Source organism: Limobrevibacterium gyesilva (assembly GCF_025989185.1).
GTDB classification, from domain to species: Bacteria; Pseudomonadota; Alphaproteobacteria; order Acetobacterales; family Acetobacteraceae; genus Limobrevibacterium; species Limobrevibacterium gyesilva.
On the sequence record NZ_JAPDNT010000027.1, the window covers coordinates 14458 to 41140 of the forward strand.

The 26683-nt window shown below is 69.7% G+C and carries 26 protein-coding genes; 15 read left to right on the top strand and 11 right to left on the bottom strand.

Annotated elements, in window-relative coordinates; genetic code table 11:
* Positions 1–177: 177 nt before the first annotated feature.
* The 5 genes from OL599_RS20520 to OL599_RS20540 form a co-directional block, all read right to left on the bottom strand.
* On the bottom strand, positions 178–2214 hold the full coding sequence (locus OL599_RS20520) for an ABC transporter ATP-binding protein (protein ID WP_264715805.1): 2037 nt from the start codon (positions 2212–2214) through the stop codon (positions 178–180).
* The gene (locus OL599_RS20525; RefSeq protein ID WP_264715806.1) at positions 2198–3067 is read right to left on the bottom strand and encodes an ABC transporter permease; all 870 of its coding nucleotides are present in this window, start codon (positions 3065–3067) and stop codon (positions 2198–2200) included. Before OL599_RS20525 ends, OL599_RS20520 begins: the two co-directional genes overlap by 17 nt.
* A complete protein-coding gene (locus tag OL599_RS20530) occupies positions 3064–4077 on the bottom strand; it encodes an ABC transporter permease (RefSeq protein ID WP_264715807.1) in 1014 nt (337 codons plus the stop codon). Before OL599_RS20530 ends, OL599_RS20525 begins: the two co-directional genes overlap by 4 nt.
* 26 nt (positions 4078–4103) lie before the next feature.
* A complete protein-coding gene (locus OL599_RS20535) occupies positions 4104–5723 on the bottom strand; it encodes an ABC transporter substrate-binding protein (protein ID WP_264715809.1) in 1620 nt (539 codons plus the stop codon).
* Positions 5724–6016: 293 nt separating this feature from the next.
* Entirely contained in the window at positions 6017–6703 is a 687-nt protein-coding gene (locus tag OL599_RS20540; RefSeq protein ID WP_264715810.1) for a DsbA family oxidoreductase, read from the bottom strand.
* A gap of 111 nt (positions 6704–6814) precedes the next feature.
* Between OL599_RS20540 and OL599_RS20545 the strand changes: the two genes are divergently transcribed.
* Positions 6815–7516 carry an SDR family NAD(P)-dependent oxidoreductase gene (locus OL599_RS20545; protein WP_264715811.1) on the top strand — a complete coding sequence of 234 codons (702 nt, stop codon included), beginning with the start codon at positions 6815–6817 and terminating at the stop codon, positions 7514–7516.
* Here OL599_RS20545 and OL599_RS20550 read toward each other — a convergent pair.
* A complete protein-coding gene (locus OL599_RS20550; RefSeq protein ID WP_264715812.1) occupies positions 7513–9651 on the bottom strand; it encodes an acetate--CoA ligase family protein in 2139 nt (712 codons plus the stop codon). The two genes, OL599_RS20545 and OL599_RS20550, sit on opposite strands and share 4 nt — an antisense overlap.
* 109 nt (positions 9652–9760) lie before the next feature.
* Between OL599_RS20550 and OL599_RS20555 the strand changes: the two genes are divergently transcribed.
* The 4 genes from OL599_RS20555 to OL599_RS20570 are packed head-to-tail and all read left to right on the top strand — an operon-like array spanning position 9761 to position 13198.
* Positions 9761–10552, top strand: coding sequence for an enoyl-CoA hydratase (locus tag OL599_RS20555; RefSeq protein WP_264715813.1), 792 nt, complete (start codon positions 9761–9763; stop codon positions 10550–10552).
* Complete coding sequence (gene paaI, locus OL599_RS20560) at positions 10549–10986, top strand: hydroxyphenylacetyl-CoA thioesterase PaaI (RefSeq protein ID WP_264715814.1); 438 nt, start codon at positions 10549–10551, stop codon at positions 10984–10986. Before OL599_RS20555 ends, paaI begins: the two co-directional genes overlap by 4 nt.
* Before the next feature lie 5 nt (positions 10987–10991).
* Positions 10992–12308, top strand: a complete 1317-nt coding sequence (gene paaK, locus OL599_RS20565; protein ID WP_264715815.1) for a phenylacetate--CoA ligase PaaK — start codon at positions 10992–10994, stop codon at positions 12306–12308.
* 44 nt (positions 12309–12352) lie between these two features.
* Positions 12353–13198: a fumarylacetoacetate hydrolase family protein gene (locus OL599_RS20570; RefSeq protein ID WP_264715816.1), complete on the top strand. Its 846-nt coding sequence runs from the start codon at positions 12353–12355 to the stop codon at positions 13196–13198.
* 7 nt (positions 13199–13205) lie between these two features.
* Here the strand turns inward: OL599_RS20570 and OL599_RS20575 are convergent, their stop codons facing one another.
* Genes OL599_RS20575 through OL599_RS20590 form a run of 4 tightly spaced genes read right to left on the bottom strand, consistent with a single transcriptional unit; the run spans position 13206 to position 16689 of the window.
* Positions 13206–13733 (bottom strand): nucleoside 2-deoxyribosyltransferase, encoded by a 528-nt coding sequence (locus OL599_RS20575; protein ID WP_264715817.1) that lies wholly within the window; start codon positions 13731–13733, stop codon positions 13206–13208.
* 37 nt (positions 13734–13770) lie between these two features.
* Positions 13771–14751, bottom strand: a complete 981-nt coding sequence (gene hpaD, locus OL599_RS20580) for a 3,4-dihydroxyphenylacetate 2,3-dioxygenase (protein WP_264715818.1) — start codon at positions 14749–14751, stop codon at positions 13771–13773.
* Between the two features lie 4 nt (positions 14752–14755).
* On the bottom strand, positions 14756–16291 hold the full coding sequence (gene hpaE / locus OL599_RS20585; RefSeq protein ID WP_264715819.1) for a 5-carboxymethyl-2-hydroxymuconate semialdehyde dehydrogenase: 1536 nt from the start codon (positions 16289–16291) through the stop codon (positions 14756–14758).
* Complete coding sequence (locus OL599_RS20590; protein WP_264715820.1) at positions 16291–16689, bottom strand: 5-carboxymethyl-2-hydroxymuconate Delta-isomerase; 399 nt, start codon at positions 16687–16689, stop codon at positions 16291–16293. The genes hpaE and OL599_RS20590 overlap by 1 nt, the downstream gene beginning before the upstream one ends.
* A 77-nt stretch (positions 16690–16766) precedes the next feature.
* On the opposite strand from OL599_RS20590, the gene ipdC reads away from it, so the two are divergent.
* The 8 genes from ipdC (at position 16767) to OL599_RS20630 (ending at position 24505) form a co-directional block, all read left to right on the top strand.
* Positions 16767–18398 (top strand): indolepyruvate/phenylpyruvate decarboxylase, encoded by a 1632-nt coding sequence (ipdC, locus tag OL599_RS20595; RefSeq protein ID WP_264715821.1) that lies wholly within the window; start codon positions 16767–16769, stop codon positions 18396–18398.
* A complete protein-coding gene (locus OL599_RS20600) occupies positions 18398–19213 on the top strand; it encodes a PaaX family transcriptional regulator C-terminal domain-containing protein (protein ID WP_264715822.1) in 816 nt (271 codons plus the stop codon). Before ipdC ends, OL599_RS20600 begins: the two co-directional genes overlap by 1 nt.
* A gap of 80 nt (positions 19214–19293) precedes the next feature.
* The gene (paaA, locus tag OL599_RS20605; RefSeq protein ID WP_264715823.1) at positions 19294–20280 is read left to right on the top strand and encodes a 1,2-phenylacetyl-CoA epoxidase subunit PaaA; all 987 of its coding nucleotides are present in this window, start codon (positions 19294–19296) and stop codon (positions 20278–20280) included.
* Between the two features lie 2 nt (positions 20281–20282).
* Positions 20283–20570, top strand: coding sequence for a 1,2-phenylacetyl-CoA epoxidase subunit PaaB (gene paaB / locus OL599_RS20610; protein ID WP_264715824.1), 288 nt, complete (start codon positions 20283–20285; stop codon positions 20568–20570).
* On the top strand, positions 20570–21340 hold the full coding sequence (paaC, locus tag OL599_RS20615; protein WP_264715825.1) for a 1,2-phenylacetyl-CoA epoxidase subunit PaaC: 771 nt from the start codon (positions 20570–20572) through the stop codon (positions 21338–21340). Before paaB ends, paaC begins: the two co-directional genes overlap by 1 nt.
* Positions 21340–21828 (top strand): 1,2-phenylacetyl-CoA epoxidase subunit PaaD, encoded by a 489-nt coding sequence (paaD, locus tag OL599_RS20620; protein ID WP_264715827.1) that lies wholly within the window; start codon positions 21340–21342, stop codon positions 21826–21828. The genes paaC and paaD overlap by 1 nt, the downstream gene beginning before the upstream one ends.
* 2 nt (positions 21829–21830) lie before the next feature.
* Positions 21831–22922, top strand: coding sequence for a 1,2-phenylacetyl-CoA epoxidase subunit PaaE (gene paaE, locus OL599_RS20625; RefSeq protein ID WP_264715828.1), 1092 nt, complete (start codon positions 21831–21833; stop codon positions 22920–22922).
* A gap of 95 nt (positions 22923–23017) precedes the next feature.
* Positions 23018–24505, top strand: a complete 1488-nt coding sequence (locus OL599_RS20630; RefSeq protein ID WP_264715829.1) for a DUF2125 domain-containing protein — start codon at positions 23018–23020, stop codon at positions 24503–24505.
* Between the two features lie 13 nt (positions 24506–24518).
* On the opposite strand, the gene OL599_RS20635 is transcribed toward OL599_RS20630, so the two are convergent.
* Positions 24519–25124, bottom strand: a complete 606-nt coding sequence (locus OL599_RS20635; protein WP_264715830.1) for a TlpA disulfide reductase family protein — start codon at positions 25122–25124, stop codon at positions 24519–24521.
* A gap of 54 nt (positions 25125–25178) precedes the next feature.
* Here OL599_RS20635 and argH point away from each other — a divergent pair, with 54 nt between their 5' ends.
* Positions 25179–26549: an argininosuccinate lyase gene (argH, locus tag OL599_RS20640; protein WP_264715858.1), complete on the top strand. Its 1371-nt coding sequence runs from the start codon at positions 25179–25181 to the stop codon at positions 26547–26549.
* Positions 26546–26674 (top strand): hypothetical protein, encoded by a 129-nt coding sequence (locus OL599_RS20645; protein WP_264715831.1) that lies wholly within the window; start codon positions 26546–26548, stop codon positions 26672–26674. The genes argH and OL599_RS20645 overlap by 4 nt, the downstream gene beginning before the upstream one ends.
* Positions 26675–26683 lie beyond the last annotated feature (9 nt).

Genomic DNA, 26683 nt, shown 5'->3' on the forward strand with positions numbered 1-26683 from the left:
TGCCCCTGGACCCCAGTCAAGGCAGAAGCCTTGACAATCCTTCACTATCTTGGCCGCGTCAGCGGCCTTCAATTGACAGCAGATATCATCTGAGGGCTGCTGACGCAGCCAAGAAGGTATCGGATTGCAAAGGCTTTGCCTTTGCTGGGGTCCAGGGGTGAAACCCCTGGCCTTCCTTCAAATCCTCCCCGGAAAATGACAAGCCACCATCTGCCCGCCAGCCATCGCCATCAGCGGCGGCTCCTCCGCGGCGCAGTGCGCCTCTGCAACGGGGCAGCGCGTGCGGAAACGGCAGCCGCTGGGTGGTGAGATCGCGCTGGGGGGCTCGCCTTTCATGGGCACCCGGCGGCGTGTGCGTTCCACGCGCGGGTCGGGCACCGGGGCGGCGGAGATCAGGGTGCGCGTATAGGGATGCAGCGGCCGGGCGAACAGGTCGGCGGCGCGGGCCACTTCCATGACCTTGCCGAGGTACAGCACGACGATGCGGTCGCAGATATGCCGCACCACCGCGAGGTCATGGGCGATGAACAGGTAGGTCAGGCCCAGGCGTTCCTGCAGATCGACCATCAGGTTGATGATCTGCGCCTGGATGTTGACGTCCAGCGCTGAGATCGGCTCGTCCGCCACCACGAAGTCCGGGCCGACGGCCAGCGCGCGGGCGATGGAGATGCGCTGGCGCTGGCCGCCGGAGAACTCGTGCGGAAAGCGTTCGGCGTTGCGCGCCGGCAGGCCGACAAGGTCGAGCAGCTCGCGCACGCGGGTTCGCGCGGCCGCGTCGCCGGCGACGATGCCGTGCAGCTTCAGCGGCCCGGCGAGGATTTCGCCTACGGACATGCGGGGATTGAGCGAGGCGTACGGGTCCTGGAAGATCATCTGCATGCGCCGGCGCAACGGGCGGATATCGGCCTGACTGGCATGCGTGATGTCGTGGCCGTCGAAGACGATGCGCCCGCCCGTGGGCTCGTAGAGGCGGGTCACCAGCCGGGCCAGCGTTGACTTGCCGCAGCCGGATTCGCCCACCAGCCCGACCGTTTCGCCGCGCATCACCTGCAGGCTGACGCCGTCCACCGCGCGCAGCAGGCGATGCGGCGCGAACAGTCCGTCGGACGGTAGCGCGAAGTGCTTCTGCACGTCCTCGACTTGCAGCAACGGCGCGGGGTGCGCAGTCGTGGCCGGCGCCGCCTGGGCCGAGACGCGCCCGGGCGGATGCAGCGGGCCGCCGTCCTGCGTGACCCAGCAGCGCGTGGCGCGGCCCGGGCCCACCGGCAGCAGCGCCGGATGCTCGGCGCATTTGCCGACCGCGAAAGGGCAGCGCGCGCGGAAGCGGCAGCCTTCGGGCCAGGCGCGCGGATCTGGCGGCTGGCCTTCGATGGTGACCAGCCGGCGATCCTCGGTTTCGGCATCGAGACGGGGGGCGGCGTGCAGCAGTGCCCAGGTGTAGGGGTGGCGCGGATCGGTCAGCAGGTCCTCGGGCGCGCCTTCCTCCACCACCTCGCCCGCATACATCACCAGCACGCGCGCGCAGACATTGGCGATCACGCCGAGATCGTGGCTGATCAGGATGACGGCGGTGCCGTAGTCGGCATTCAGCTCCCGCAGCAGGTCCAGGATCTGCGCCTGGATGGTGACGTCCAGCGCCGTGGTCGGCTCGTCAGCGATCAGCAGCGAGGGTTCGTTGGAGAAGCCCATCGCCAGCATCACGCGCTGGCGCATGCCGCCGGAGAACTGGTGCGGATAGGATTGCACCGCGCGCTCGGGCGCGGAGACGCCCATGCGCCGCAGCAGGTCGATCGCCCGGGTGCGCGCCGCCGCCACGGTGAAGCGGCCATGCGCGGTCATCGCTTCCACCAATTGCCGGGCGATGCGCAGGACCGGGTTCAGCGACGTCATGGGGTCCTGGAACACCATGGCGATCTCGCGCCCGCGCACGGCCCGGATGCCCTCCTCGTCGAGATGCGCGAGGTCGCGGCCACGGAACAGGATCGTGCCCTCGACGATGCGGGCCGGCTCGTCCAGCAGGCGCATGATGGATTTGGCGCAGACGCTCTTGCCGGAGCCGGATTCGCCGACGATGCCCAGCGTCTCGCCGCGATGCAGGTCGAAGCTGACGCCGTCGACGGCGCGGACGGGCCCGGCGTCGGTCAGGAACCAGGTGCGCAGGTCGCGGACCTGCAGCAATGGGGCGTCGGCCGGCGCGTCAACGGTTGCGGGCATGCGGGTCCAGCCAGTCGCGCAGGCCGTCGCCCACGAAGTTGAAGCCCATCACCACTGACAGGATGGCGATGCCTGGGAAGGTCGCGACCCACCATTGCTGCACGAGCTCGCGCCCTTCGGCCACCATTGCCCCCCATTCCGCCGTGGGCGGCACCACGCCCAGGCCCAGGAAGGACAGGCCGGCGAACACCAGGATGGCGTTTCCCAGGTCCAGCGTGACCAGCACGATCAGCGGCCCCACGGCGTTCGGCAGGATCTGGCGCAGCAGGATATGCGCGGGGCCGAAGCCGATGGTCTGCGCCGCCTCCACGTATTCCAGCGAGCGCTGGGTGATCACCAGGCTGCGGGCGAGGCGGGAGAATTTCGGCCACCACACCACCAGCATGGCGATCATGGTGTTGCCGGTGCCGATGCCCAAAGCGGCGGCGATCGCCATCGCCAGGATGATGGGCGGGAAGCAGAACACCAGGTCGGTCAGGCGCATCAGCGCTTCTTCCGCCCAGCCGCGCATATAGGCGGCGGCCCCACCCAGCAGCGTGCCGAACAGGCCGCCGATCAGTACCACGGTGAAGCCGACCAGCAGCGAGATGCGGGCGCCGTAGATGATGCGGGAGGCGACGTCGCGCCCCAGCGCATCGGTGCCGAGCCAGTGCACGGACGAAGGCGGCTTCAGCCGGCCGGCGACATCGACGAAGTTCGGGTCATAAGGCGCGGCCCAGGGCGCGAATATCGCCAGCAGCAGCCAGGCGACGATGATCGCCGCGCCCGCGGCCGCAAGCCCATAGCGCCGCAGCCAGCGCCGCGACGGCGAGGCGACGACGGGAACAACGATCCTTTGTGCGATCCCGCTCATTTCTTCACCACCCGCGGATCGAGCAATGCGTAGGACAGATCGACGAGGAAATTCACCAATACGAAGATCGCGGCGACGATGGCGGTGATCGCCATGATCGCGGGAAAATCGACCGACACCGCGCTCTGGAACGTGTAGCGGCCCAGGCCGGGCCAGGAGAAAACCGTCTCGGTCATCACCGCGCCGGCCAGCAGGTTGGCATAGGCGAGCCCGCCCAGCGTCACCACCGGCAGCATCGCGTTCGGCAGCGCGTGGCCCATCACCACGATGCGGGCACGCAACCCCTTGGCCTTCGCCACGCGCACATAGTCCTGCGACAGCGCCTCCAGCATCGCCGCGCGGGTGGTGCGGGTGATCAATCCCAGCGTGGCGCCGGCGAGCACGATGGAGGGCAGCACGAGATGGGCGAGCGCATCGTGGAACGTGTCCCAGTCGCCCTGCAGCGCGGTGTCGATCAGCAGCAGGCCGGTGATGCGCGCCGGCGGGAACGAGACGGGATCGAGCCGCCCCGGCCCCGGTGCGACGTCGAGCGCGCCGTAGAACACCGCCAGCATGACGAAGGCCAGCCAGAAGGTCGGCGCGGACACGCCCACCAGCGACAGTGCGCGCGCGACATGGTCGATCCAGCTGTCGCGTTTCACCGCCGCCATCACGCCCAGCGGCAGGCCGACCACCAGCGACAGGAGGAAGGCCACCGACGCCAGCTCGACCGTCGCCGGCGCGTAGTCGGCGATGTCCTCCAGCACCGGCCGGCGCGAGACGATGGAGACGCCGAAATCGCCATGCGCCAGCCCGCTCAGGAAGATCCAGTAGCGGTCCCACAACGGCAGGTCGAGCCCCCATTTGTGCCGGAACTCGGCGACCGTCGCGGGGTTGGAGGCCGCGAGGTCGCCGAGCTGCGTGAGCACGGGGTCGCCCGGCACCGTGTTGGAGATCAGGAAGATCACCAGCGTGGCGAGCACGACCATCACGGCCGCCATCGCCAGGCGCGAGGAGACGTAGCGGATCATGCGATCAGCCGCGGCTGCTCATGGCCTCACACGGGCTTGGCGCCGCTCAGCTCCGCCATCCAGCCGGCCGCGGTGAGCTGGACCCCGGTGATGGTCTTGCGCATCGCCACCTGGTAGATCGGCTGGATCAGCACGAAGTGGTTCGCCTGGTCCACCATCACCTCCTGGTACTTCCTGTACAGGGCGCCGGATTTCGTGATGTCGCGCTCCGCCGCGGCATCGGCCACCAGCTTGCGCACGTCGGGCGCCACGTCCCAGTGCACGCGCTTGGCCACGCGGTCGATGGTGGCCGAGGCCCAGAGCAGGTTCTCCGGCGCCGGCGGGTTCCAGAAGGTCAGCACGCCTTGCGCCTTGCCGCCCAGATACATGGTGCGCAGGTTCAACTGGTCCATCGGCGCCAGCTCGGCCTTGATGCCGACGCGCGCGAGGTCCGCCTGGATCTTCTGCGCCAGGTTCTGGTACTGCACGCCGGCGATGGCGGCGTTGCCGTAGGCGAGCTGGAAGCTGAACCCGTCGGGCAGGCCGGCATCGGCCAGCAGCTTCTTCGCCCGCGGCAGGTCCTCGCGGAAGCCGATCTCCTTGGTCAGCGCCTCGGTCGATCCGTTCACGCCCACCGGCAGGAAGCTGACGGGGCGCACCGCGTTGCCGCCGATCAGGTTCCTGATGATGCCGTCATAGTCGATGGCGTAGCCGATGGCCTGGCGCGCGGCCTTGTTCTGCAGGGCGGGGTTGGCCGGGCTGGCGGCCACGGCCATGTAGATGAAGTCGAGGCTGGTCGCGCCCTTCACCTCGATCGCCGGATCGTCCTTCAGCGTTGCGACCTGCTCGGGGATCAGGTTGAAGGCGACGTCGATGTCGCCGCGCTTCAGCGCCAGCAGCTGCGCCGCGCTTTCGCTCATGTGGCGGATCAGCACGCGCTCGAAGCCGGGCTTGCCGCGCCAGTAGTTCGGGTTCTGCACCATCTGGATCTGCTGGTTGCGCTGCCAGCCGGTCAGGCGATAGGCGCCGGTGCCCGCGGAATTGTCGTTCAGCCAGTTGGTGGCAGTGTCCTTCTCTTTCGCGTCGGGCGCGTCGGTGGCGCCGTGCTCCATCACCGCCGCCTTTTCCATCACCACGAATTCGGGTGCGGCGATGATGGTCAGGATCGGCTGGGTGGGGTCGCTCAGCACCATGTCCACGGTGTGGTCGTCCACGACCTTCACGCTTTCGACATGGGCGATGTATTGCTGCGGCTGGTCCTTGAGGTTCATCACCCGCTGCAACGAGAAGCGCACGTCCTCGGCCGTCATCGGCTTGCCGGAGACGAACTTCACGTCGTTGCGCAGCTTGAAGCGGATGGTCTTGCCGTCCGGCTGGTACGCCCACTCGGTCGCGAGCAAGGGCTTCACGTTGACGTAGTCGCCGGGGGTGAACGTCACCAGGCTGTCCCAGGCGGTGTGGGCCGGCAGCGGGTTGGAATATTGCGCGACGCGGGCGGGGTCGAGCGATGTGGCGTCGCTGATGTCGAGCCCGATGACCAAGGTGCCACGCCGCGCCGCGCTCTGGGCGCCGGCCGGCCGCGCGCCCGCCAGAACGGCGCCGAGAAGCCCTGCGCCGCCGGCAATGAATGGCCGCCGGCCCAGGCCGGTGCGGTTCTCGTCCGTCATGTGTCCCCCTGATCTTTTTATTATGGTAGCGCTAACTATTGCATGCAGACGGGCCAGAGGCCAGCCGGCCGTGCCAGCGTCCCGCTTTGACGGCGCCGTGGCAACTCCCGAAATGACTGTTGCTCGCGCAGTACCGGTCCTGCGCAAGCCTAGTGTCCTGAATCTGAAGTTCGCATCGGTGGCGAACTTCAGATTCAGGACACTAGCCCTTTGTTTTCAGTGGCCTGCTGGCCCCTGCGTCCGCCGCAAGATGCGGCGAACTTCGGGGGCAGGACACTAGGGGATAGCCGGGTTCAGGCGGCGCGGTTGCTGAGGATGCGCCAGGCCTTGCCGAAGGCCTCGGCCATGGTGTCGGCCGGCACGGCGCCGGAGAACAACACATGGCCGGACATGGTGAAGGTGGGCACGCCGTTCAGGCCCGCGCCACGGGCCATCTGGTCCTCGCCCAGCACCTCGCGCCTGCCCTCGTCGCCGGCCAGCATGGCGGTCACGGCATCGGGGTCCAGGCCGGCGCCGGCCGCGATCTCGACCAGGGCCGCGGGATCGCCGATGTCGCGGCCTTCGGTGAAATAGGCGCGGAACAGGGCTTCCACCACGGCGTTCTGCACGCCGTGCCGGTCGGCCAGCCAGATCACGCGATGCGCCGCCACCGTGTTCGGCGTGCGGCGCATCAGGTCGTGGCGGATCTCCAGCCCGACCTTGGCCGCCGCCTCCGCCACCTGGGCATCGAGCTGGCGCGAACGCTCCGCGCTGCCGAACTTGGCGCGGCGATACTCGCTGCGCTCCACGCCTTGCGCGGGCATGTCCGGGTTGAGCTGGAAGGGATGCCAGTGCACCTCGAAATCCAGGCCGTCCTTGGCGAGGATGGGCAAGGCGCGTTCCAACTGGCGCTTGCCGATATAGCACCATGGGCAGATCGCGTCGGAGATGATGTCCAGGCGCCCCTTCTGGGCGGTCGGCTGGGAGGTCTGAGGATCCATGCTGGCGTCCTTTCTGCCCGGTTGCCCGGCAGGTAGGGTCCGGGACGGCCCATTGCCAGGGGCGCGAAGCGCAACATCTACACCGACATCGTACCGAAAGGGAGCCCGGGCATGGACACGCCGACCTATCGCACCGCCTTGATCGTCGGCACCGGGCCGGGGCTCAGCGCCTCGCTGGCCCGCCTGTTCGCCCGCGAGGGCCTGGCCGTCGCGGTCGCGGCCCGCCGCACCGATAAGCTGGTGGCGCTGTGCACCGAAACCGGCGCCAGCGCCCATGCCTGCGACGCCGCCGACCCGGCTTCGGTCGCGAGCCTGTTCGCCGCGGTGGAAGCGCGGCACGGCGCGCCGGACGTGGTGGTCTACAACGCCAGCGCCCGGGTGCGTGGGGCGGTGGTGGATCTTGACCCGGCCGACGTGCAGCGGTCGCTCGCGATCAGCGCGTTCGGCGGCTTCCTGGTGGCGCAGCAGGCCGCCCGGCGCATGCTGCCGCAGGGGCGCGGCGCCATCCTGCTGACCGGCGCCACCGCCGGGGTGAAGGGCTTTGCGCTGTCGTCGGCCTTCGCCATGGGCAAGTTCGCCTTGCGCGGGCTGGCGCAGTCCATGGCGCGCGAGCTGTCGCCGCAAGGCATCCATGTCGCCCATTTCGTCATCGACGGCGGCATCCGCACCGAGGCACGAGCGGCGGCGGCGGACAAGCCCGACAGCCTGCTGGAGCCCGACGCCATCGCCCAGACCTATTGGCACGTGCTGCACCAGCACCGCAGCGCCTGGAGCTGGGAAGTGGAGCTGCGGCCCTGGGTGGAGAAGTTCTAGCCGTTCTTCACGATCAGCGCGTCCACCGCCAGGATTCGCGAGCCCGCACAGATCAGCGGGTTTACGTCGATCTCCGCCACGCTGGCGCGATGGTCGGCGACGAGTTCGCAGACGCGGCCGACGAGATCCGCCAGTCGGTCCAGGTCCACCGGCGCGCTGCCGCGAAAGCCGCGCAGGGCGGCCGCGCCCTTCAGCTTCTCCAGCAGCGCCAGCGCCTCGGCGTGGGTCAGCGGCGCCAGCCCGACGGCGGTGTCCTGCAGCAACTCCACGAGAACGCCGCCCAGGCCCACGACCACCAGCGGGCCGAACAACGGATCGACGCGGGCGCCGACCATCACCTCCACACCCTCGGGCACCATCGGCTGCACCAGCACGCCGTTGATCCGCGGCGGCGGGGACACGCGCGCGGCATTGGCCATGACGGCGTCATAGGCGGCGCGCACCGCGTCGGCGTTGCGCAGATTCAGCCGGATCACGCCCGCCTCGGTCTTGTGCGGCAGGTCCGGGCTCTCGACCTTCAGCACCGCCGGCAGCCCCAGTGCTTCGGCAGCGCTGGCGGCGTCGTCGGCGCTGTGCGCCAGGCGCTCCTGCACCACGGGAATGCCATAGAGTGCCAGCACCGCCTTCGCCTCCCGCTCGGTCAGCGCGCGGCCTTGCGCCTGCGCCAGCAGCGCCGCCGCCGGCGCGGCCGCAGCGGCGGGGGCGCGGCGCACCACCTCGCGCGGCGGTGCCGCCAGTCGTTCGCCGCGCCGGTGCCAGGCGGCGATGGCGGCGTAGGCGCGGTCCATGGAGCGGAACAGCACCACGTCCGGGCTCTGCTCGAACGCAGCCGACCCCGGGCCTTCCAGCCAGTCGGTGACCCAGACCACGATCACCGGCTTGCCGCTGCGCCGGGCGATGTCGGCATAGACCGGCAGCCGCGTGGCGGTCTGCGCGGTGGCATAGACCATGGGGATCACCAGCGCGCCGAAGGCGGGGTCGTCCATCAGGGCGTTGGCGCAGGCGGGAAGGCACTCGGGGTCGTTGAGCACCTGCGCCGTCAGGTCCACGGGATTGCGGGTCGAGCCGAATTCCGGAATCCGTGCCTCCAGCACCGCACGCGCGGCCGGTCCGGGCTGGGGCATCGGCACGCCGTGCGCCTCGGCCTTGTCGGCGGCCATGATGGCGGCGCCGCCGGAGGTTGCGAGCACCGCGACCCCCCGCGATGTCGGCGGCGGCGCCTTGGCCAGGAAGCAGGCCGCCTCCATCAGCGCCTCGACATTGTCCACCAGCACCACGCCGGCGCGCTCGAACGCGGCGCGATAGGCGGCTTGCGACCCCGCCAGCGAGCCGGTGTACGACATCGCCGCCTGCGCGCCGAATTCGCCCACCGCCAGCTTGCAGGCCACCACGGGCTTGCCGGCGGCCCAGGCGAGCCCAGCCGCCTCGATCAGCCGCATCGGCTCGGCCATGCCCTCGAACAACAAGGCGATGGCGCTGCAGGCCGGGTCGTCGGCCAGGTAGGCAACGAAGTCGGCCATGTCCACGTCGCAGGAATTGCCCGAGGTCAGCAGGTGGCTGACGGACACGCCACGGAACGCCGCCTGCTCGAAGCCGAAGCCCAGCGCGCCGGACTGGCTGACCACCCCGATCGCGCCGGGGCGCGGCGACGGAATGTCCGCCGGCGGCATGAAGGTGATGCGGGCGCGCAGGGCGTAGTTGTTCACGCCGATGCAGTTCGGGCCGATCAGCGGCATGCGCGCGCGTCGCGCCATGTCCGCGAGCCGTTCCTGCTGCTCGGCCCGGCCGGGCTTGCCGGTCTCGGCGTAGCCGGAGGCGAACACGATGACGCCGCCCACGCCGAGTGCGATGCACTCCTCCACCACCGGCTCCACCGCCTCGCGCGCCACCGCGATCATCACGCAATCCGGCACCTCGGGCAGCGCGGACAGGCTGGGATGGCAGCGCCGGTCGCCGACCTGCTCGTAGCGCGCGTTCACCAGGTGGATGCGCCCGCCATAGAAGGGGGCCAGGTTGGCCAGCACCCGCTCGCCGAATGCGCCCGGCCGTGGGGTGGCGCCGACGATGGCCACGCTTGCGGGATGCAGCAGCCGCGCCAGGTCGGCATGGCGGTACAGGCCACGATGCAGGCTCATGCGGTCGTCTCCTCCGGGGCGTTCGTTTTGTTCTGTTCACGGCGCATGGCGCCCGACGCTTGCCGCCTGTATCTTCGGCCGGAACCAGGATGCGCGAAAGGGGAACGGAATGGACGAGACCATCCTCGTGGACCGGCGGGCTGGATACCGCGTGGTCACGCTGAACCGGCCCGACAGGATGAACGCGCTCGACAAGCCGACCCTGCATGCGCTCCTCGCCACGCTCGCGGACGCCGAGGCCGACGAGGCCTGCCGCGCCCTGCTGCTGACCGGCACCGGCCGCGGCTTCTGCGCCGGCGCCGATCTCAGCACCGTCGGCAACAGCGACGGGATCGGCCGCGACGTCGGCGCCGCCATCGAGGAGACCTGGAACCCGCTCGCCCGCCGCCTGCACAATCTGCGCATGCCCACGGTGTGCGCCGTGAACGGTGTCGCCGCCGGCGCCGGCGCCAACATCGCGATGGGGTGCGACATCGTCCTGGCCGCGCGCTCGGCGCGCTTCGTGCAGGCGTTCTCGAAAATCGGCCTGATCCCGGATTGCGGCGGCACGTTCCACCTGCCGCGGCTGGTGGGCGAGGGCCGTGCCCGTGCCCTGGCCCTGCTGGCCGAGCCGGTGTCGGCCGAACGCGCCGAGGCCATCGGCATGATCTGGCGCGTCGTCGACGACGCGGCGCTGATGCAGGAGGCCGAGGCGGTGGCGGCGCAACTGGCCACGTTGCCCACGCAGGCGCTGGTGCTGACGCGCAAGGCGCTGCGGGCCTCGGCGCAGAACAGCTTCGACCAACAGCTCGACCTGGAGCGCGACACCCAGCGCGAGGCCGGCTACACGCCCGACTTCGCCGAGGGCGTGCGCGCCTTCATGGAAAAGCGGCCGCCGGTGTTCACGGGACGCAAGGCGTGAACCCAGCCGGCGATCCGCAGGCGCTGGCGCAGGCCTGCGCGGATGCGATGTGGGCGGACGATCACGCCAGCAAGGCGCTCGGCATGGCGATCGAGCACATCGCGCCCGGGCAGGCGCGCCTGGCCATGACGGTCACGGCCCAGATGGTGAATGGCCATGGGCTGTGCCATGGCGGCTATATCTTCACGCTCGCTGATTCCGCCTTCGCCTTTGCCTGCAACACCTACAACGAACGGGTGGTGGCGCAGCACTGCGCCATCTCCTATCTGCGTCCGGCGAAGCTGGGCATGCGCCTGGCGGCGACGGCACAGGAACGCAGCCGCGCTGGTCGTTCCGGCATCTACGACATCACCGTCACGGTGGAGAACGGCCCTGTCATTGCCGAGTTCCGCGGCAATTCCCGCAGCCTCGGCGCCAAATTCTTCGAGGAGTGACGCACATGGATGCCTTGCCCGACCTGTCACCGCGCCATGGGGATCTCGAGCCGATCGAGCTTGCCTCCCGTGACGAGATCGCGGCACTGCAGACGCAACGCCTCGCCTGGTCGCTGCGCCACGCCTACGACAACGTGCCGCATTACCGCCGCGCCTTCCAGGCGGCCGGCGCGCATCCGGACGATTTCCGCACGCTGGAGGATCTGGCGAAGTTCCCGTTCACCACCAAGCAGGATCTGCGCGAAAACTATCCGTTCGGCATGTTCGCGGTGCCCCGCGAACGGGTGGCGCGCATCCACGCTTCGTCGGGCACCACCGGCAAGCCGACGGTGGTGGGTTACACGCTGAAGGACATCGACACCTGGGCCACGGTGGTGGCGCGCTCCATCCGCGCGTCGGGCGGCCGGCCGGGCATGGCCGTGCATGTCGCCTATGGCTACGGCCTGTTCACCGGCGGCCTGGGTGCGCATTACGGCGCCGAAAAGCTGGGCTGCACCGTGATCCCGATGTCCGGCGGCCAGACCGAGCGGCAGGTGCAGCTGATCCAGGACTTCCGGCCCGACGTCATCATGGTCACGCCCAGCTACATGCTGGCGCTCCTCGACGGCTTCCGCGCCGCCGGCCTCGATCCGCGCGGCACCAGCCTGAAGGTGGGCATCTTCGGCGCCGAGCCCTGGACCAACGCGATGCGCCAGGAGATCGAGCGCGCGTTCAACATGCACGCCGTGGACATCTACGGCCTTTCCGAGGTCATGGGCCCCGGGGTTGCCAACGAGTGCGTGGAGACGAAGGACGGCCTGCATGTCTGGGAGGATCATTTCTACCCGGAGATCATCGACCCCGAGACCGGCCGCGTGCTGCCGGACGGCGAGGAGGGCGAGTTGGTGTTCACCTCGCTCACCAAGGAAGCGATGCCGGTGATCCGCTACCGCACGCGCGACCTGACGCGCCTGCTGCCGGGCACCGCGCGCAGCATGCGGCGGATGGCGAAGATCACCGGCCGCAACGACGACATGATGGTGGTGCGGGGCGTGAACGTGTTCCCGACCCAGGTCGAGGAACAGATCCTGCGCCTGGACATGCTCACCGGCCACTACCAGGTGATCCTGACGCGCGAAGGCCGCATGGACGACATGACCGTGCATGTCGAGGCGCGCCCCGAGGCCTGGGCCGCCGGGATCGAGGATCAGGGCCGTGAGCTCGCCCACCACATCAAGCAAATGATCGGCGTGACGGCGAAGGTGGTGGTGGTGGCGCCCGGCGAAATCGAGCGCTCCACCGGCAAGGCGAAGCGTGTCGTGGACAAGCGCCCGCGCGAGTGAGACGAAACGGCGCCGTCCCGCGCTGTCATACAAGGAAGCCGATCATGAAACTCGCAACCTACGAAGCCGCGGGCCACCGCTCGTTCGGCATCCTCACGCCGGGTGGCGTGATCGATCTTGCCAGGCGCCTCGGCGTCGCCGACATGGAAGCGATGCTGGCGCAGGGCCTGCTCGGGCACGCTGGGTCGTTCGCCAACGATGCCCCGGACCACACGCGCTTTCGCCTGCTGAAGCCGCTGCATCACCCCGGCAAGTGCTTCTGCGTCGGCGTCAACTACCCCGACCGCAATGCCGAGTACAAGGACGGCAGCACCCTGCCGAAATACGCGAGCCTGTTCCAGCGCGTGCCCGAAAGCTTCAGCGGCCCCGACGAGGCGATCCTGCGTCCGCCGGAATCAACGCAGTTCGACTACGAAGGCGAGATCGTGCTGGTCATCGGCACGCCCGGGCGGCGCATCCCGGCGGCCGACGCCATGCACCATGTCGCCGGCTACACGCTGGCCAACGAAGGCACGCTGCGCGACTGGATTCGCCACGGCAAGTTCAACGTCACCCAGGGCAAGAACTTCTATCGTTCCGGTGCGCTCGGCCCCTATATCACCACCCGCGACGAGGCCGGCGACGGGCCGTTCCACCTGACCACGCATGTCAACGGCGAGCTGCGGCAGGAGGACACGACCGACCGGATGATGTTCTCGATGGGCAAGATCATCGAGTACGTCTCCATCTTCACCCCGCTGGCCGCCGGCGACATCATCCTCACCGGCACGCCCACGGGCGCCGGCGCGCGCTTCGATCCGCCGAAATGGCTGGTGCCCGGCGACGAGGTGGTGGTGACCGCCACCGGGCTCGGCACGCTGCGCAACCGCGTCGCCGACGAGACGCCCTGACGCAGGCTCAGCGGGCGGCGAAGTGGCGCACCACATGCGCCACCGCTTCCTCGAACGACCCCAGCACGGCGTCCGCGCCTTTCACCATCATCAGGTTGTCGATCAACCCGAAGTCGCGGCACAGCATGCCCGCTTCGTCGCGCAGCCACGCGCCGTCTGGCACCAGCGTCGCCGCCGCCGCCACCTTCTCGCCGTAGCGGCGCCAATCGGTGGTCCAGCCGACCACCAGCTTGCCCAGCCCTTTCGCCAGGCCCATTTCGAAGATGGTGCCGGCATCCATCGACGGGCCGCGAAACGGCGTCATGTTCGCCACCACCGCGTCGCAGCTGCGCACCAGCGCCTCGTCGGCGCGGCTGATATTGGCGGCCATCACGTCCGGATCGGGGTCGGCCACGCCATCCTGGTTGTCGAGCGGGAACCAGCCGACCGCGCCCAGCCGCGCGCAGATCGCCTTCAGCTCCGTGGCCCTGGCCAGCGGGTCGGGCAGGAACACCTCGGGCCCGGCCAGGTAGATTTCCGGCTTGCCGTTCAGCATCGTGTTTCCCGTGCCAGGAACGCCGCCGCGGCCGCGGTCACGGCGCCACGATCGGCTGTGCTTCCAGCAGCGGTGCGCGCACGGCCTGTCCGGCGAACACGCTGCCTTCCTCGAACCAGGTTTTCGGTGCCGGCGCGCCCCACAGCGTCTGCCGGCGCGGGTCCTTGAGGTCCCAGCGGATCGGCTTGAAATCTGGGTCCACCGTCAGGTAGTCGCTGTTGAACAGCTCGATCCGATGCCCGTCGGGATCGCGCAGATACAGGAAGAACGCGTTGGAGATGCCGTGCCGGCCGGGCCCGCGCTCCAGGCTCGGCAGCCAGCCGGTGGTGCTCAGCACGTCGCAGACATGGATGATGTTGGTGATCGACGCCACCCAGATGCCGATATGGTGCAGCCGCGGCCCACGCCCGTTGGTGAAGGCGAGGTCGTGCGTGCTGCCCTTGCGGTGCATCCACACCGCCCAGAGCTGCTCCGTGCCTTCGGTCGCCGTGTATTCGGATGTGCGAAAGCCCAGCGACGCATAGAAATCGTGGCTCGCCTGCACGTCGGGGGTGAAGCAGTTGATGTGGTCGATGCGCTGCGGATGCGTGCCGCAATAGGCGCCGTAGTGCTGCAGCAGCCGCTCGGTCTGGTCCATGGCGTGGTAGAACTCCAGCGGCATGCCAAGCGGATCGGTCGCCTGCAGCGTGCGGCCCTGGTGCGGCACCTCTGCCCATGCGGCCGGAAGGCCCTGTTGCGCGAACCAGTGCGCGGCGCGGTCCAGGTCGTCCTCGTCGAACACCTTGAAGCCCAGCCGGTTCACCACCGGCACGTCGCCCTGGCGTAGCACCACGCTGTGGTGGTTGCACTCCTCCAGCCCGCGCAGGTACAGCGCATCTCCGGTCTGCTCGGTGGCGATGAAGCCCAGCGCATCCACCCAATAGGCGCGGCTGCGGGCGAGGTCGGTCACGGCGTATTCGACGTGGCTGGCACGCACCACGTTGAAGGGCGGGTATTTCACCACGGGCTGGATCGGCATGACGCTACACTCCCATGCGCGGGATCTTGTGGGTATCCAGCGCCACGCAGATGTTCTTCGTCTCCATGTAGAAGTCGAACGAATAGTCGCCGCCGTCGCGGCCGATGCCCGACGCCTTCATGCCGCCAAAGGGCGTGGGCAGATGGCGGACATTCTCGCTGTTCACCCAGATCATGCCGGCGTCCAGGCTTTGCGCGAAATGGTGCGCGCGGCCGACATTGCGCGTCCAGATATAGGCGGTGAGCCCGTAGTCCACGTCGTTGGCGAGCCGTAACGCATCCGCCTCGTCGTCGAACGGCAGCACCGTCAGCACCGGCCCGAAGATCTCCTCCCGGGCGATGCGCATCGTCTGGGCGGCGCCGGTGTACAGCGTGGGCTGCACGAAGTTCCCGCCCAGCCCCTCCGGCCGGCCGCCGCCGCAGGCGACCGTGGCGCCCTCGGCGCGGGCGGAATCGGGGAAGGACAGCACCTTGTCCACGTGGCGCGGATGGATCAGCGGGCCCACTTCCGTGCGCGGGTCCAGCGGATGCCCGACCACGATCTTTTGCACCCGCTCGGCGAGCCGTGCCGCGAATGCGTCGTGGATCGACCGCTGCACCAGGCAGCGCGACGAGCTCGTGCAGCGCTCGCCGTTCAGCGAGTAGATCATGAACACCGTGGCATCCAGCGCGCGATCCAGGTCGGCATCGTCGAACACCACCACGGGGTTCTTGCCGCCCAGCTCGAAATGCACGCGCTTCAGCGTCTCCGCACCCTGGCGCATGATGTGCCGCCCGGTGGCGCTGTCACCGACGAAGCCGATCGCCTTGATCAGCGGATGCTCGGTCAGCGCGCGCCCGGCGGTCTCGCCGATGCCGTGTACCAGGTTCACTACCCCCGGCGGCAGGCCGGCCTCGGTCAGCACCTCGTGCATGATCTCGGTCAGCAGCACCGCCGACAGCGGGCTCCATTCCGCGGGCTTGTGCACCACGGTGCAGCCGGCCGCCAGCGCCGGCGCGATCTTCCAGGTGGACAGCATGAACGGCGTGTTCCACGGCGTGATCACGCCCACAGGCCCGATCGGCTCGCGCGTGGTGTAGTTCATGTGCGCGTCGCTGGGCAGCGATAGCCCGTCGCGCGCCGACGGCGCACGGTCGCCGTAGAAGCGGAAATTCTCCGCCCCGCGGATGGCGGCCTTGGCCATGTAGCGGATGGGCTGGCCGGTATCCATGCTCTCGACCAGCGCGATCTCCTCGGCACGCGATTCGATGCGGTCGGCGATGGCGTGCAGGATGTCCTGCCTGATGTCGCCGGGCACGCGCCGCCACGCGGCGAACGCCGCCTGCGCCGCCCTGGCCGCGCGGTCGATGTCGTCGGCCGTGCCTGCCGCCACGCGGCACAGATGCGAATTGTCGACAGGCAGCAGGTTGTCGAACGTCTCGCCGCTGCCGGTCGTGTGCGCGCCGGCAATGACATGCGGCACCACGCTGCCGCGGAACCGCGCGAGATAGCGCTCGGCCTTCGCGAGATTCGTGGTCAGTCCGTCCGCCGGCTTGTCCATCACGCAGCCCCCGCGCGCTGCTTCAGCCGCGCATGCAGATTGTTCTGTTTCAGCGACCCCACGGGATCGATCTGCTGCACCTCCAGCGAGATCGCCAGCGGCGACGTGCGGTAGATCGGGTCCAGATAGGCGGCCACGTCCTTGAAGATCGCCTCGGCCATGCGCACCCGCGTCGCCTCGTCGCGGCCGGCGCCGATGCGCACATGCACGGCCACGAAGGCATTGGCGGGATCGCCGTCGGCGACCACGTACTGGTCCCGCCGTTCGGCGCGGACGCGGATGCCGCCGACCTCGAACACGCCGGTGCCGAGGGCCGAGGCGTGCACGGCCCGCAGCAGCCCCATCACGTCCAACCGCGGCTCCAGATTGGCGGAATACTCCACGGTCAGGTGGGGCATTGCGGTTTCCTCCCGATTGTTTCATCTAAAACTTTAGCCGGGCTACACTGGCTCGACAATCGTAACAGGGGATCGCCATGCCGGCACTGGGACGTGCGCTGATCGACGCCTTGAAGGCCCATGGCGCGCAGGAAATCTTCGGCATCCCCGGCGACTTCGTCCTGCCGTTCTTCAAGGTGATCGAGGAAAGCGGGGCGCTGCCCTTCTACACCCTCAGCCACGAGCCCGCCGTGGGGTTCGCCGCCGACGCGGCCGCCCGGTTCCGCGCCTCCATCTCGGTCGCTGTCGCCACCTGGGGCGCGGGCGCCTTCAACCTCGTGAACCCCGTGGCCGGCGCCTATGCCGAGCGCTCCCCGGTGGTGGTGATCTCCGGCGCGCCCGGCGTGCACGAGCGCGCCTCCGGCTGGCAGCTTCACCACATGGCCAAGGCGCTGGACACCCAGGTGAAGATCTTCCGCGAGATCACCTGCGACCAGGCGGTACTGGACGATCCCGGCCGCGCGCCCGCGGATATCGCCCGGGTGCTGCGCAGCGCGGTGGAATATTCCCTCCCGGTCTATATCGAGCTTCCGCGCGACCTTGTCGGCAGCGACGTGCCGGCGGTGGAGCGGCTCGACCGTCTGCCCGCCGATCCCGCGGCGCTGGCGGAATGCGCCGACGAGATCCTCGCGCACCTCAAGGCCGCGATCCGCCCGGTGCTGATGGTCGACGTTGAGATCCGCCGCTACGGCATCGAGGCCAAGGTCGCCCGGCTGGCCCGCGCCCTCGGCATCCCGGCCGTCACCACCTTCATGGGGCGCGGCCTGCTGAGCGACGCCCCCGACGTCACCCACGGCACCTACATGGGCGCCGCCGGCGACCACGACATCACCCGCATGGTCGAGACGTCCGACGGCCTGCTGCTGATCGGCGTGATCCTGTCGGACACGAACTTCGCCGTGTCCGAGCGCAAGATCGACATGCGCCGCGCCATGCTCGCGTCCGGGCGGCAGGTGCGGATCGGCCACCATGTCTATCCCGACATCCCGCTCGACGCCCTGATCGACGCCCTGCTGGCGCGGCTGGCAGGCCACACGCGCCAGCCCGGCAACGCGGCGGAGGCGCACCCGCCCAGCACGCTCACTTTGGATGACGCGCCCATCCAGCCCTCCGACATCGCCGCCGCCATCAACGACCTGTTCGCCCGCCATGGGCCGATGCCGATGGCCGCCGACATGGGCGACTGCCTGTTCACGGCCATGGAGATCGAAGGCGCGCCCCTGGTCGCCCCCGGCTACTACGCCGGCATGGGCTTCGGCGTGCCCGCCGGCCTCGGCGCCTGCGTGGCCGCCGGCGGCCGCCCGATGATCCTGGTGGGCGACGGCGCCTTCCAGATGACCGGATTCGAGCTGGGCAACTGCCGCCGCTATGGTTGGGACCCGATCTGTGTCGTGTTCAACAATTCCAGTTGGGAAATGCTGCGCGTGTTCCAGCCCGAAAGCGGCTTCAACGACCTCGACGACTGGCGGTTTGCCGAGCTCGCCGGGCCGCTGGGCGGCGACGGCGTGCGCGTCACCACCCGCCGCCAGCTTGCCGACGCGCTTGAGCGCGCGCACGCCACGCGCGGCCGGTTCCAGCTGATCGAGGTGATGCTGCCGCGCGGCGAGACCTCCGAGACGCTCGCCCGATTCGTTGCCGGCTACAAGGCCGCCCGCGAGCGCAAGGCCTGATGCTGCCGGCCATCCTCGCCCGCCTGCGGGAGCAGCCATCCCGCACCGGCTCGCTGATCATCACCCTGTATGGCGACGCCATCGCCCCGCGCGGCGGCTCGCTGTGGCTGGGCACGCTGCTGGAGATCTTCCGCGCCATCGGCGTCGGCGGCGGGGTGGTCCGCACCGCCGTCTCCCGCCTCGCCGCCGATGGCTGGCTGGCGCGCAACCGGGTGGGCCGCAACAGCTTCTACCATCTGGCGGAGCGCGGCCGCGACGCCACCGAGGCCGCCACCCCGCGCATCTACGGCAGACTGTCGCCGGGCTGGGGCGGCCGGTTCCGGCTCGCTCTGGTCGATCCCGGCCCGGCCCGGCAGGCGCTGGCCGAATCCGGTTACGGCACCGTCCTTCCCGGGCTGCTGGTGGCGCCCGACACCGCTCCCGCCCCGCAAAACGGTTTGGTGCTGTCCGCCGATGCCGAGCCCGAGGCCGCCCGGGCGCTGGCCGCGCGTGCCTGGCCGCTGGACGATGTGGCCGGGCGCTATCGGCAGTTCATCGCCGCCTTTCCCGACGCGCCCGGCCCGATGACAGACCGCGATGCGTTGCTGGCGCGCATGCTGCTGATCCATGAATACCGCCGCGTCGTGCTGCGCGACCCGCATCTGCCCGCCGTCATCCTGCCGCCGGATTGGCCGGGCCATGCCGCCCGCGCCCTGTGCGCCCGGCTCTACGCCGCGCTGCTGCCCGGCAGCGAACGCTGGCTCGACGCCAACGCGGTGGCCGAGGACGGCAAGCTGCCGCCGCCCGACCCTGCCTTGCTGCGCCGTTTCGCCTGACGTGTTACAGAGTTTTCTTGCTTTACGACAATTCTGTGACATATACTCGTGCAACTGGGTCGAACAGCAAGGCATCGCGTATGTACACGCAAGGCCTCAACAGCATCGACAAGATCGCGGCGCCGGACGGCGAACAGGCCGAGCGCTTCCAGGCGCGCATCGACGCCGATGACCGCATCGAGCCCAACGACTGGATGCCCGAGCAGTATCGCCGCACCCTGGTCCGCCAGATCAGCCAGCACGCCCATTCCGAGATCGTCGGCATGCTGCCCGAAGGCAACTGGATCACCCGCGCGCCCAGCCTGCGCCGCAAGGCCGCGCTGCTGGCCAAGGTGCAGGACGAAGGCGGCCATGGCCTCTATCTCTATGCCGCCGCCGAGACGCTGGGCGTCTCGCGCGAGGAGCTGATCGATCAGCTGTTGTCCGGCCGCGCTAAATACTCCTCGATCTTCAACTATCCCACGCTCACCTGGGCGGATATCGGCGCCATCGGCTGGCTGGTGGACGGGGCCGCGATCATGAACCAGATCCCGCTCTGCCGCTGCTCCTACGGCCCCTATGCGCGCGCCATGATCCGCGTCTGCAAGGAGGAGAGCTTCCACCAGCGCCAGGGCTACGAGATCATGCTCACCCTTTCGCGCGGCACGCCCGAGCAGAAGGAGATGGCGCAGGACGCGCTGAACCGCTGGTGGTGGCCCTGCCTGATGATGTTCGGCCCGCCGGACGGCGAATCGCAGCACTCCGACACCTCCATGCGCTGGAAGATCAAGCGCTTTTCCAATGACGGCCTGCGCCAGAAATTCGTCGACGCCACCGTGCCCCAGGCGCATTTCCTGGGCCTGACCATCCCCGACCCGACGTTGCATTTCGACGAGGCCGGCGGCCACTGGGTCTACGGCGAGATCGACTGGGACGAGTTCAGGCGCGTGCTCGCCGGCGACGGCCCGTGCAACCGCGAACGCCTCGCCGTCCGCCGCAAGGCGCACGAGGACGGCGCCTGGGTGCGTGAGGCGGCCCTGGCCTATGCCGCCAAGCGCAGCGCCGCCACCCGGCAGAAGGCCGCCTGACCATGACCGAGAAAGCCATCCCGCTCTGGGAAGTGTTCATCCGCAGCCGCAACGGCCTGGCGCACCGCCATGTCGGCTCGGTGCATGCCGCGGACGCCACCATGGCGCTGCAGGCCGCGCGCGACGTCTACACCCGCCGCGGCGAGGGCCTGTCGGTGTGGGTGGTGCCCTCCAGCGCCATCACCGCTTCCGACCCGGCGGAGAAGGGCATGATGTTCGAGCCGACGGGCACCAAGATCTACCGCCACCCGACCTTTTACGACGTGCCCGAGGAAGTAGGGCACATGTAATGGCCACCACCTCCATCCAGGTGGCGGAAACCCCGCTGGTGCGTCTTGCGCTGCAACGCGCCGACGACGCGCTGGTGCTGGGCCACCGCCTGTCCGAGTGGTGTGGCCACGCCCCGGTGCTGGAGGAGGACATCGCGCTCGCGAACCTCGCACTCGACCTGATCGGGCAGGCGCGGGAACTCTACGCCCTCGCCGGTGAGGCCGAGGGCGCCGGCCATGACGAGGACCAACTCGCCTATCTGCGCAACGAGCGCGCCTATCGCAACCTGCTGTTGCTGGAACAGCCGAACGGCGACTTCGCGCTCACCATCGCCCGCCAGTTCCTCTACGCCGCCTTCATCGACCCCTGGTGGCGCGCCACCCTGCACGCGACCCATCCCGGCCTCGCCGCCATCGCGGCCAAGGCGGAGAAAGAGACGGCCTACCATCTGCGCCACTCGGCGGAATGGCTGATCCGCCTGGGCGACGGCACCCCCGAAAGCCATCGCCGCGCCCAGGAGGCGCTGGACCGGCTGTGGCCCTACACCGGCGAGATGTTCGAGCCCGCGGAGGCGACCCTGGTTGCCGACGGGGTCTGCGCCGATCCCCCTGGCCTGCGCGAGACCTGGAACGCGACCGTCGATGCGGTCCTGGCCCAGGCGACGTTGCAGCGGCCGAAGGACGGCTGGATGCAGACCGGCGGCCGCGCCGGGCGCCATACCGAACATCTCGGCCCGCTGCTGGCGGAGCTGCAATACATGCAGCGGGTCCTTCCCGGTGCAGTATGGTGATGACGAATAACAATCTGCGGCAGCGCGCCTGGGATGCGGCGGCCGCGGTCGTCGATCCCGAGATCCCGGTGCTGACCATCGCCGACCTGGGCGTGCTGCGCGACGTGGCGGTGACGCCGGACGGCGTGGAGGTGGCGATCACGCCCACCTACACCGGCTGCCCGGCCATGAACATGATCACGCTGGAGATCGAGCTGGCGCTGGACCGCGCCGGCATCCGGCCCGCCCGGGTGAAGACCATCCTGTCGCCGGCCTGGACCACCGACTGGATGACCGAGGACGGGCGCCGCAAGCTGCGCGAATACGGCATCGCCCCGCCGCCCGCCGCCGCTTCCCGCCGGGCGCTGTTCGGCGCCGACAGCGCCGCCTGCCCGCATTGCGGCTCGGCGGATACCGAGAAGCTGTCGGAGTTCGGCTCCACCGCCTGCAAGGCGCTGTGGCGCTGCCGTGCCTGTCGCGAGCCCTTCGATCAGTTCAAGTGCCATTGACCATGCCCGAAACCGTCGCCGCCACGCATTTCCACCCGCTGCGCGTCGCCGACGTGCGCCGCGAGACGCCGGACACGGTGTCGATCGCCTTCGACGTGCCCTCGGCGCTGCGCGACGCGTTCAGCTACGCCCCCGGCCAGTACCTGACCCTGCGCACGCGGCTCGGCGGCGAGGAGGTGCGGCGGTCCTATTCCATCTGCGCCGGGCTCGACGACAACGAATTGCGTGTGGCCATCAAGCGCGTGCCGCAGGGCGCGTTCTCGCAGCACGCCAACACCGCGCTGCGGGCCGGCGACACCATCGACGTGATGCCGCCCGCCGGCCGGTTCGGAACGGCGATCGCGCCGGGCCTGGCGCGGGTGCATGTCGCCGTCGCCGCCGGGTCCGGCATCACGCCGATCCTGTCCATCATGAAGACGGTGCTGACCCGCGAGCCCGCCAGCCGCTTCATCCTGTTCTATGGCAGCCGCTCCACCGCGCAGATCATCTTCCGTGAGGCGCTGGAGGACCTGAAGGACCGCTTCCTCGACCGGCTCTCGGTGTTCCATGTGCTATCGCGCGAGGAGCAGGACATCGCCGTGCTCAGCGGCCGGCTGGATGGCGAGAAGCTGCGCGCCCTGCTGCCCACGGTTGTGGCGCCGCCCGCCATCGATCACGCTTTCGTCTGCGGCCCCGCCGGCATGATCGACGACGTGTCGGCCACGCTGCAGGCGCTCGGCGTGCAGCCGGCGCGCATCCATGTCGAGCGTTTCACCCCGGCGGGCGGCGCCATCCCCGCGCCCCGCCCGGTGCCGGTCGCCGCCGACGCCCCGGCCTTCGCCACCGCCACCGTCATCCATGACGGCAAGGCCACCGACATTCCGCTGGCCGAGGGCGAGGCGATCCTGGATGCGGCCATGCGCGCCGGCCTCGACCTTCCCTGGTCCTGCCGCGGCGGCATGTGCAGCACCTGCCGCGCCAAGCTGCAGGAAGGCGAAGTGGCCATGGACCAGAACTTCGCCCTGGAGCCGTGGGAAACCGATGCCGGCTACATCCTGACCTGCCAGTCGCACCCCACCACGAAGCACGTCACCGTCGACTACGACCACGTGTGACACACGGCTTTCGGCGCCGCTGACATTTTCGTTTTCGGCTGCCCGCGTCGCGCCGCGCCCGCTACAATCGGGTCCGTCACGATCCGGGGGCTGTCATGTCGCGCGCAGCGAGGCTTCACTACACGGTCATCGCGCTGGGCCTGCTGGCGGCTCCGGCCGCGCGGGCCGAGGTCACCGCCGACCAGGCCCAATCCCTGGAGCAACAGATCCGGGTCTGGTTCGCCGGCCTCGCCGGCCCCGCGATCGACGCGAATGCGCTGCCGCTGCGCCTGACCCCGGACGGCGACAGCTTCCGGGTTGAATTCGGGCCGCTTCCTATCCCCGGCGTCGCCATCACCGGCGGCCCGGTGACGGCCTCTGCCAAGCCATTGGATGGGGGGCGCTGGTCGATCTACGACATGCGCCTTCCCTCGCCGATGAAGACGACCATGAGCGGCATCAAGCTGGACTCCGTCGCCGCGATCCCCACCGCTTTCACCATGACGATCGCCGAGCAGGAGATGCACGCGATTCTTGACCCGGGGCTGGCGACGACCTCCAGCTACGACGGCAAGCTGAGCGGGTTCTCGCAGGTCGTCGAAGGCCCGCTGGGAACCCAGACGACGAAGATCGATCGCGTCACGTTCCACAACACTTGGCACCCCACGGACGGCGCGCGCCAGACCGTGCTGAGCGAAACGACGCTCGAGGGCTATTCGAGCGTGCAGCCGATGAAGGAGGTCGGGACCCTCACCATCACCGCCGACCGCATCCGCTCCAGCGCCGGGATCGAACAGGCGGATTTCGGCCAGCTCGGCCGGTTGATCCGCACCGCCGCCTCGTTGGCCGCCGACGTGCAGGCGGGCGCCAACCCATCGGGCAAGCAGCCGGATGCCGCCAACCCGACCCCGGCCCAGCGCGAAGCGATGCGCGCGATGGTGGTGGCGATGGCCAGCCTGGCCGCGAGCATGGACGGCGAGCAGGTCCTGGAGGGCCTGCGCGTGCAGGCAGGCGACCACGGTGGGCGCATCGCCGAACTGGTCATCGGCGGCGGCTTCGCGGCGCCGGACGGCAAGGCGGACCTGCACATGAAGATCGCGATGACCGGCCTTGAGTCGCCCGACATCCCGCCCGGCGCCTTCCGCGCGTTCCTGCCCCGCCATATCGCCCTCGCGCCGCGGGTCTCCGGCATCTCAAAGGAAGACCTCGTGCGCTTCCTGCTGAAGGCCATCGACGACGCCGGCCAGGGCACCATGGATGCCGAGGCCGAGGCGCTGGCGCTGCTGGCCGACGGCCCGCTGACGCTCGGGCTCGACGGCCTCGCCATCGATCTCGGCACCACGAAGGTGACCGGAGCGGGCGAGCTGGAAGTGACCTCGCCCGCCGAGATCACCGGCGCCGCGGAATTGCGCGCCAGCGGGCTGGACACGCTGATCGAGCGCGCGAGCAAGATGCAGGAGACGAAGACGGCGGTGCCCGTCCTGCTGCTCCTGAAAGGGATCGGCCGCCAGGACGGCAAGGAAGTGGTCTGGAAGATCGCCTACGAGGACAACAAGGTGACGGTGAACGGCACCGACATGTCCGCCCTGGTGCCTGGCCGGTAGCGCCCGGGCGCGCTTATCCGACCAGACGCCGGATCTCTGCCAGGGAGGCCTCGCTGGCCCAGTCCACGGCGCCCTCCAGCCGGCCGCGTTCGCGCCCCTGGCGGTCGATGATCAGCGTGGTCGGCAGGCCGCGGGCGTTCCAGGCGCGGCCCGCTTCGCCCTTCGGGTCCAGCCAGACCGGCAGCGCGTCGATGCCGTGCGCGGCGTAGAATTTGCGCACCACCGGCGCGCCGCCGCGATCGGAGGACAGCGGCAGCACCACGATGTTCTCGCCGGCCAGCTTGCGCGCCATGTCCTGCAAGGCGGGCATCTCGGCCACGCACGGCACGCACCAGGTGGCCCAGAGGTTGATCACCAGGCCCTTGCCCGCGAAGTCGGCAATGCCGTGCGGGTTGCCGTCGGCGTCCAGGAAGGCGGCCTCGGCCGGCGGGCGCGGCGGGTCGGTCGGGATCAGGGCCGACATGGCCTGCAGGCGCACGAGCGGCTCGCCGGCGGCGGGCACGATCGGGGTCGCGATGGGCGGTGCCGCCGGTTTGCGCCAGAGCGTGACCGCGGCTACGGTCCCGGCCGCCAGCGTCCCGGCTGCCGCCAGGACGGCGCGGCGTGTGATGATCTTCATGATGGAACGCCTCTCGTGAGCGAAACCCCGAAGCTGCGCAATACCGATGCCAACATGCAGTGGGGCGGCCGCTTCGCCGCCGGCCCCTCGGTGGTGATGCAGGAGATAAATGCCTCGATCGGGTTCGACCGCAAGATGTGGCGCCAGGACATCCGCGGTTCGCTCGCGCATGCCGCCATGCTCGCGAAGCTGGGCATCATCACGGCCCAGGACGAAACCGGCATCCGCAGCGGGCTGGAGGCGATCGCCGCCGAGATCGATGCCGGGCGCTTCCCGTTCGAGGAGACGCTCGAAGACATCCACATGAACATCGAGGCGCGGCTGACCGAGCGCATCGGCGAGGCCGGCAAGCGCCTGCACACGGGGCGCTCGCGCAACGACCAGGTGGCGACCGATTTCCGGCTGTGGGTGCGCGACGCGATCGACGGGCTCGATGCCCAAATCGCCGACGTGATGCGCGCCCTGGCGGACCGTGCCGCCGACCATGCCGCCGACCCGATGCCAGGCTTCACCCATTTGCAGACGGCCCAGCCCGTGACCTTCGGCCACCATCTGCTGGCCTATGTGGAAATGCTGGCGCGCGATCGCGGCCGGCTGGCCGATTGCCGGCGGCGGCTGAACGAATCCCCGCTCGGTTCGGCGGCGCTGGCCGGGACTTCGTTCCCGCTCGACCGCGACATGACCGCCCGGCTGATGGGCTTCGACCGGCCCACCGCCAATTCGCTGGATGCCGTGTCGGATCGCGACTTCGCGCTGGAATTCCTCGCCGCCGCCGCGATCTCGGCCATGCACCTGTCGCGCTTCGCCGAGGAGATCGTGATCTGGTGCAGCGCGCCGTTCCGCTTCATTCGGCTCAGCGACGCCTTCACCACCGGCAGCTCGATCATGCCGCAGAAGCGCAACCCCGACGCCGCCGAGCTGGTGCGCGCCAAGACCGGCCGCGTCAACGGCGCGCTGGTCGCCCTGCTGACGGTGATGAAGGGCCTGCCGCTGGCCTATGCGAAGGACATGCAGGAAGACAAGGAGCCGGTGTTCGACGCCGCCGACGCCTGGGCACTGTCCCTGGCCGCCATCGCCGGGATGGTGCGCGACATGACGCCGGACACCGCGCGCATGCGCGAATTCGCCGGCTCCGGCTTCGCCACCGCCACCGATCTCGCGGACTGGCTGGTGCGGGTGCTGCGGCTGCCGTTCCGCACCGCGCATCACGTCACCGGCCGGCTGGTGGCCAAGGCCGAGGCGCGCGGCGTCGATCTCGCCGGGCTGACGCTGGCGGAGATGCAGGCCGAGGAGCCGGGGATCACCGCAGACATCTTCGGGGTGCTGACGGTGGAGGCCTCGGTGGCCTCGCGCACCAGCTATGGCGGCACCGCGCCCGCCAACGTGGCGCAGCAGGCCGCGCGCTGGCAGGCGGCCCTGGGATGAGGGCACTGCTGCTCGCGTTCATGCTCGCCACGCTGGCGCTGTCCGCCTGCGGCAAGCGGGGGCCGCCGTCGCCGCCGGGGCCGCCGGACCAGGTGATCTATCCGAAAACATATCCGCAGCGCTGAAATACTGGC

Bases quoted from the DNA above. Each gene is read 5' to 3' on its own strand.
- OL599_RS20520 (WP_264715805.1), bottom strand. From the start codon at position 2,214: ATGCCCGCAACCGTTGACGCGCCGGCCGACGCCCCATTGCTGCAGGTC.
- OL599_RS20525 (WP_264715806.1), bottom strand. From the start codon at position 3,067: ATGAGCGGGATCGCACAAAGGATCGTTGTTCCCGTCGTCGCCTCGCCG.
- OL599_RS20530 (WP_264715807.1), bottom strand. From the start codon at position 4,077: ATGATCCGCTACGTCTCCTCGCGCCTGGCGATGGCGGCCGTGATGGTC.
- OL599_RS20535 (WP_264715809.1), bottom strand. From the start codon at position 5,723: ATGACGGACGAGAACCGCACCGGCCTGGGCCGGCGGCCATTCATTGCC.
- OL599_RS20540 (WP_264715810.1), bottom strand. From the start codon at position 6,703: ATGGATCCTCAGACCTCCCAGCCGACCGCCCAGAAGGGGCGCCTGGAC.
- OL599_RS20545 (WP_264715811.1), top strand. From the start codon at position 6,815: ATGGACACGCCGACCTATCGCACCGCCTTGATCGTCGGCACCGGGCCG.
- OL599_RS20550 (WP_264715812.1), bottom strand. From the start codon at position 9,651: ATGAGCCTGCATCGTGGCCTGTACCGCCATGCCGACCTGGCGCGGCTG.
- OL599_RS20555 (WP_264715813.1), top strand. From the start codon at position 9,761: ATGGACGAGACCATCCTCGTGGACCGGCGGGCTGGATACCGCGTGGTC.
- paaK (WP_264715815.1), top strand. From the start codon at position 10,992: ATGGATGCCTTGCCCGACCTGTCACCGCGCCATGGGGATCTCGAGCCG.
- OL599_RS20570 (WP_264715816.1), top strand. From the start codon at position 12,353: ATGAAACTCGCAACCTACGAAGCCGCGGGCCACCGCTCGTTCGGCATC.
- OL599_RS20575 (WP_264715817.1), bottom strand. From the start codon at position 13,733: ATGCTGAACGGCAAGCCGGAAATCTACCTGGCCGGGCCCGAGGTGTTC.
- hpaD (WP_264715818.1), bottom strand. From the start codon at position 14,751: ATGCCGATCCAGCCCGTGGTGAAATACCCGCCCTTCAACGTGGTGCGT.
- hpaE (WP_264715819.1), bottom strand. From the start codon at position 16,291: ATGGACAAGCCGGCGGACGGACTGACCACGAATCTCGCGAAGGCCGAG.
- OL599_RS20590 (WP_264715820.1), bottom strand. From the start codon at position 16,689: ATGCCCCACCTGACCGTGGAGTATTCCGCCAATCTGGAGCCGCGGTTG.
- ipdC (WP_264715821.1), top strand. From the start codon at position 16,767: ATGCCGGCACTGGGACGTGCGCTGATCGACGCCTTGAAGGCCCATGGC.
- OL599_RS20600 (WP_264715822.1), top strand. From the start codon at position 18,398: ATGCTGCCGGCCATCCTCGCCCGCCTGCGGGAGCAGCCATCCCGCACC.
- paaA (WP_264715823.1), top strand. From the start codon at position 19,294: ATGTACACGCAAGGCCTCAACAGCATCGACAAGATCGCGGCGCCGGAC.
- paaB (WP_264715824.1), top strand. From the start codon at position 20,283: ATGACCGAGAAAGCCATCCCGCTCTGGGAAGTGTTCATCCGCAGCCGC.
- paaC (WP_264715825.1), top strand. From the start codon at position 20,570: ATGGCCACCACCTCCATCCAGGTGGCGGAAACCCCGCTGGTGCGTCTT.
- paaD (WP_264715827.1), top strand. From the start codon at position 21,340: ATGACGAATAACAATCTGCGGCAGCGCGCCTGGGATGCGGCGGCCGCG.
- paaE (WP_264715828.1), top strand. From the start codon at position 21,831: ATGCCCGAAACCGTCGCCGCCACGCATTTCCACCCGCTGCGCGTCGCC.
- OL599_RS20630 (WP_264715829.1), top strand. From the start codon at position 23,018: ATGTCGCGCGCAGCGAGGCTTCACTACACGGTCATCGCGCTGGGCCTG.
- OL599_RS20635 (WP_264715830.1), bottom strand. From the start codon at position 25,124: ATGAAGATCATCACACGCCGCGCCGTCCTGGCGGCAGCCGGGACGCTG.
- argH (WP_264715858.1), top strand. From the start codon at position 25,179: ATGCAGTGGGGCGGCCGCTTCGCCGCCGGCCCCTCGGTGGTGATGCAG.
- OL599_RS20645 (WP_264715831.1), top strand. From the start codon at position 26,546: ATGAGGGCACTGCTGCTCGCGTTCATGCTCGCCACGCTGGCGCTGTCC.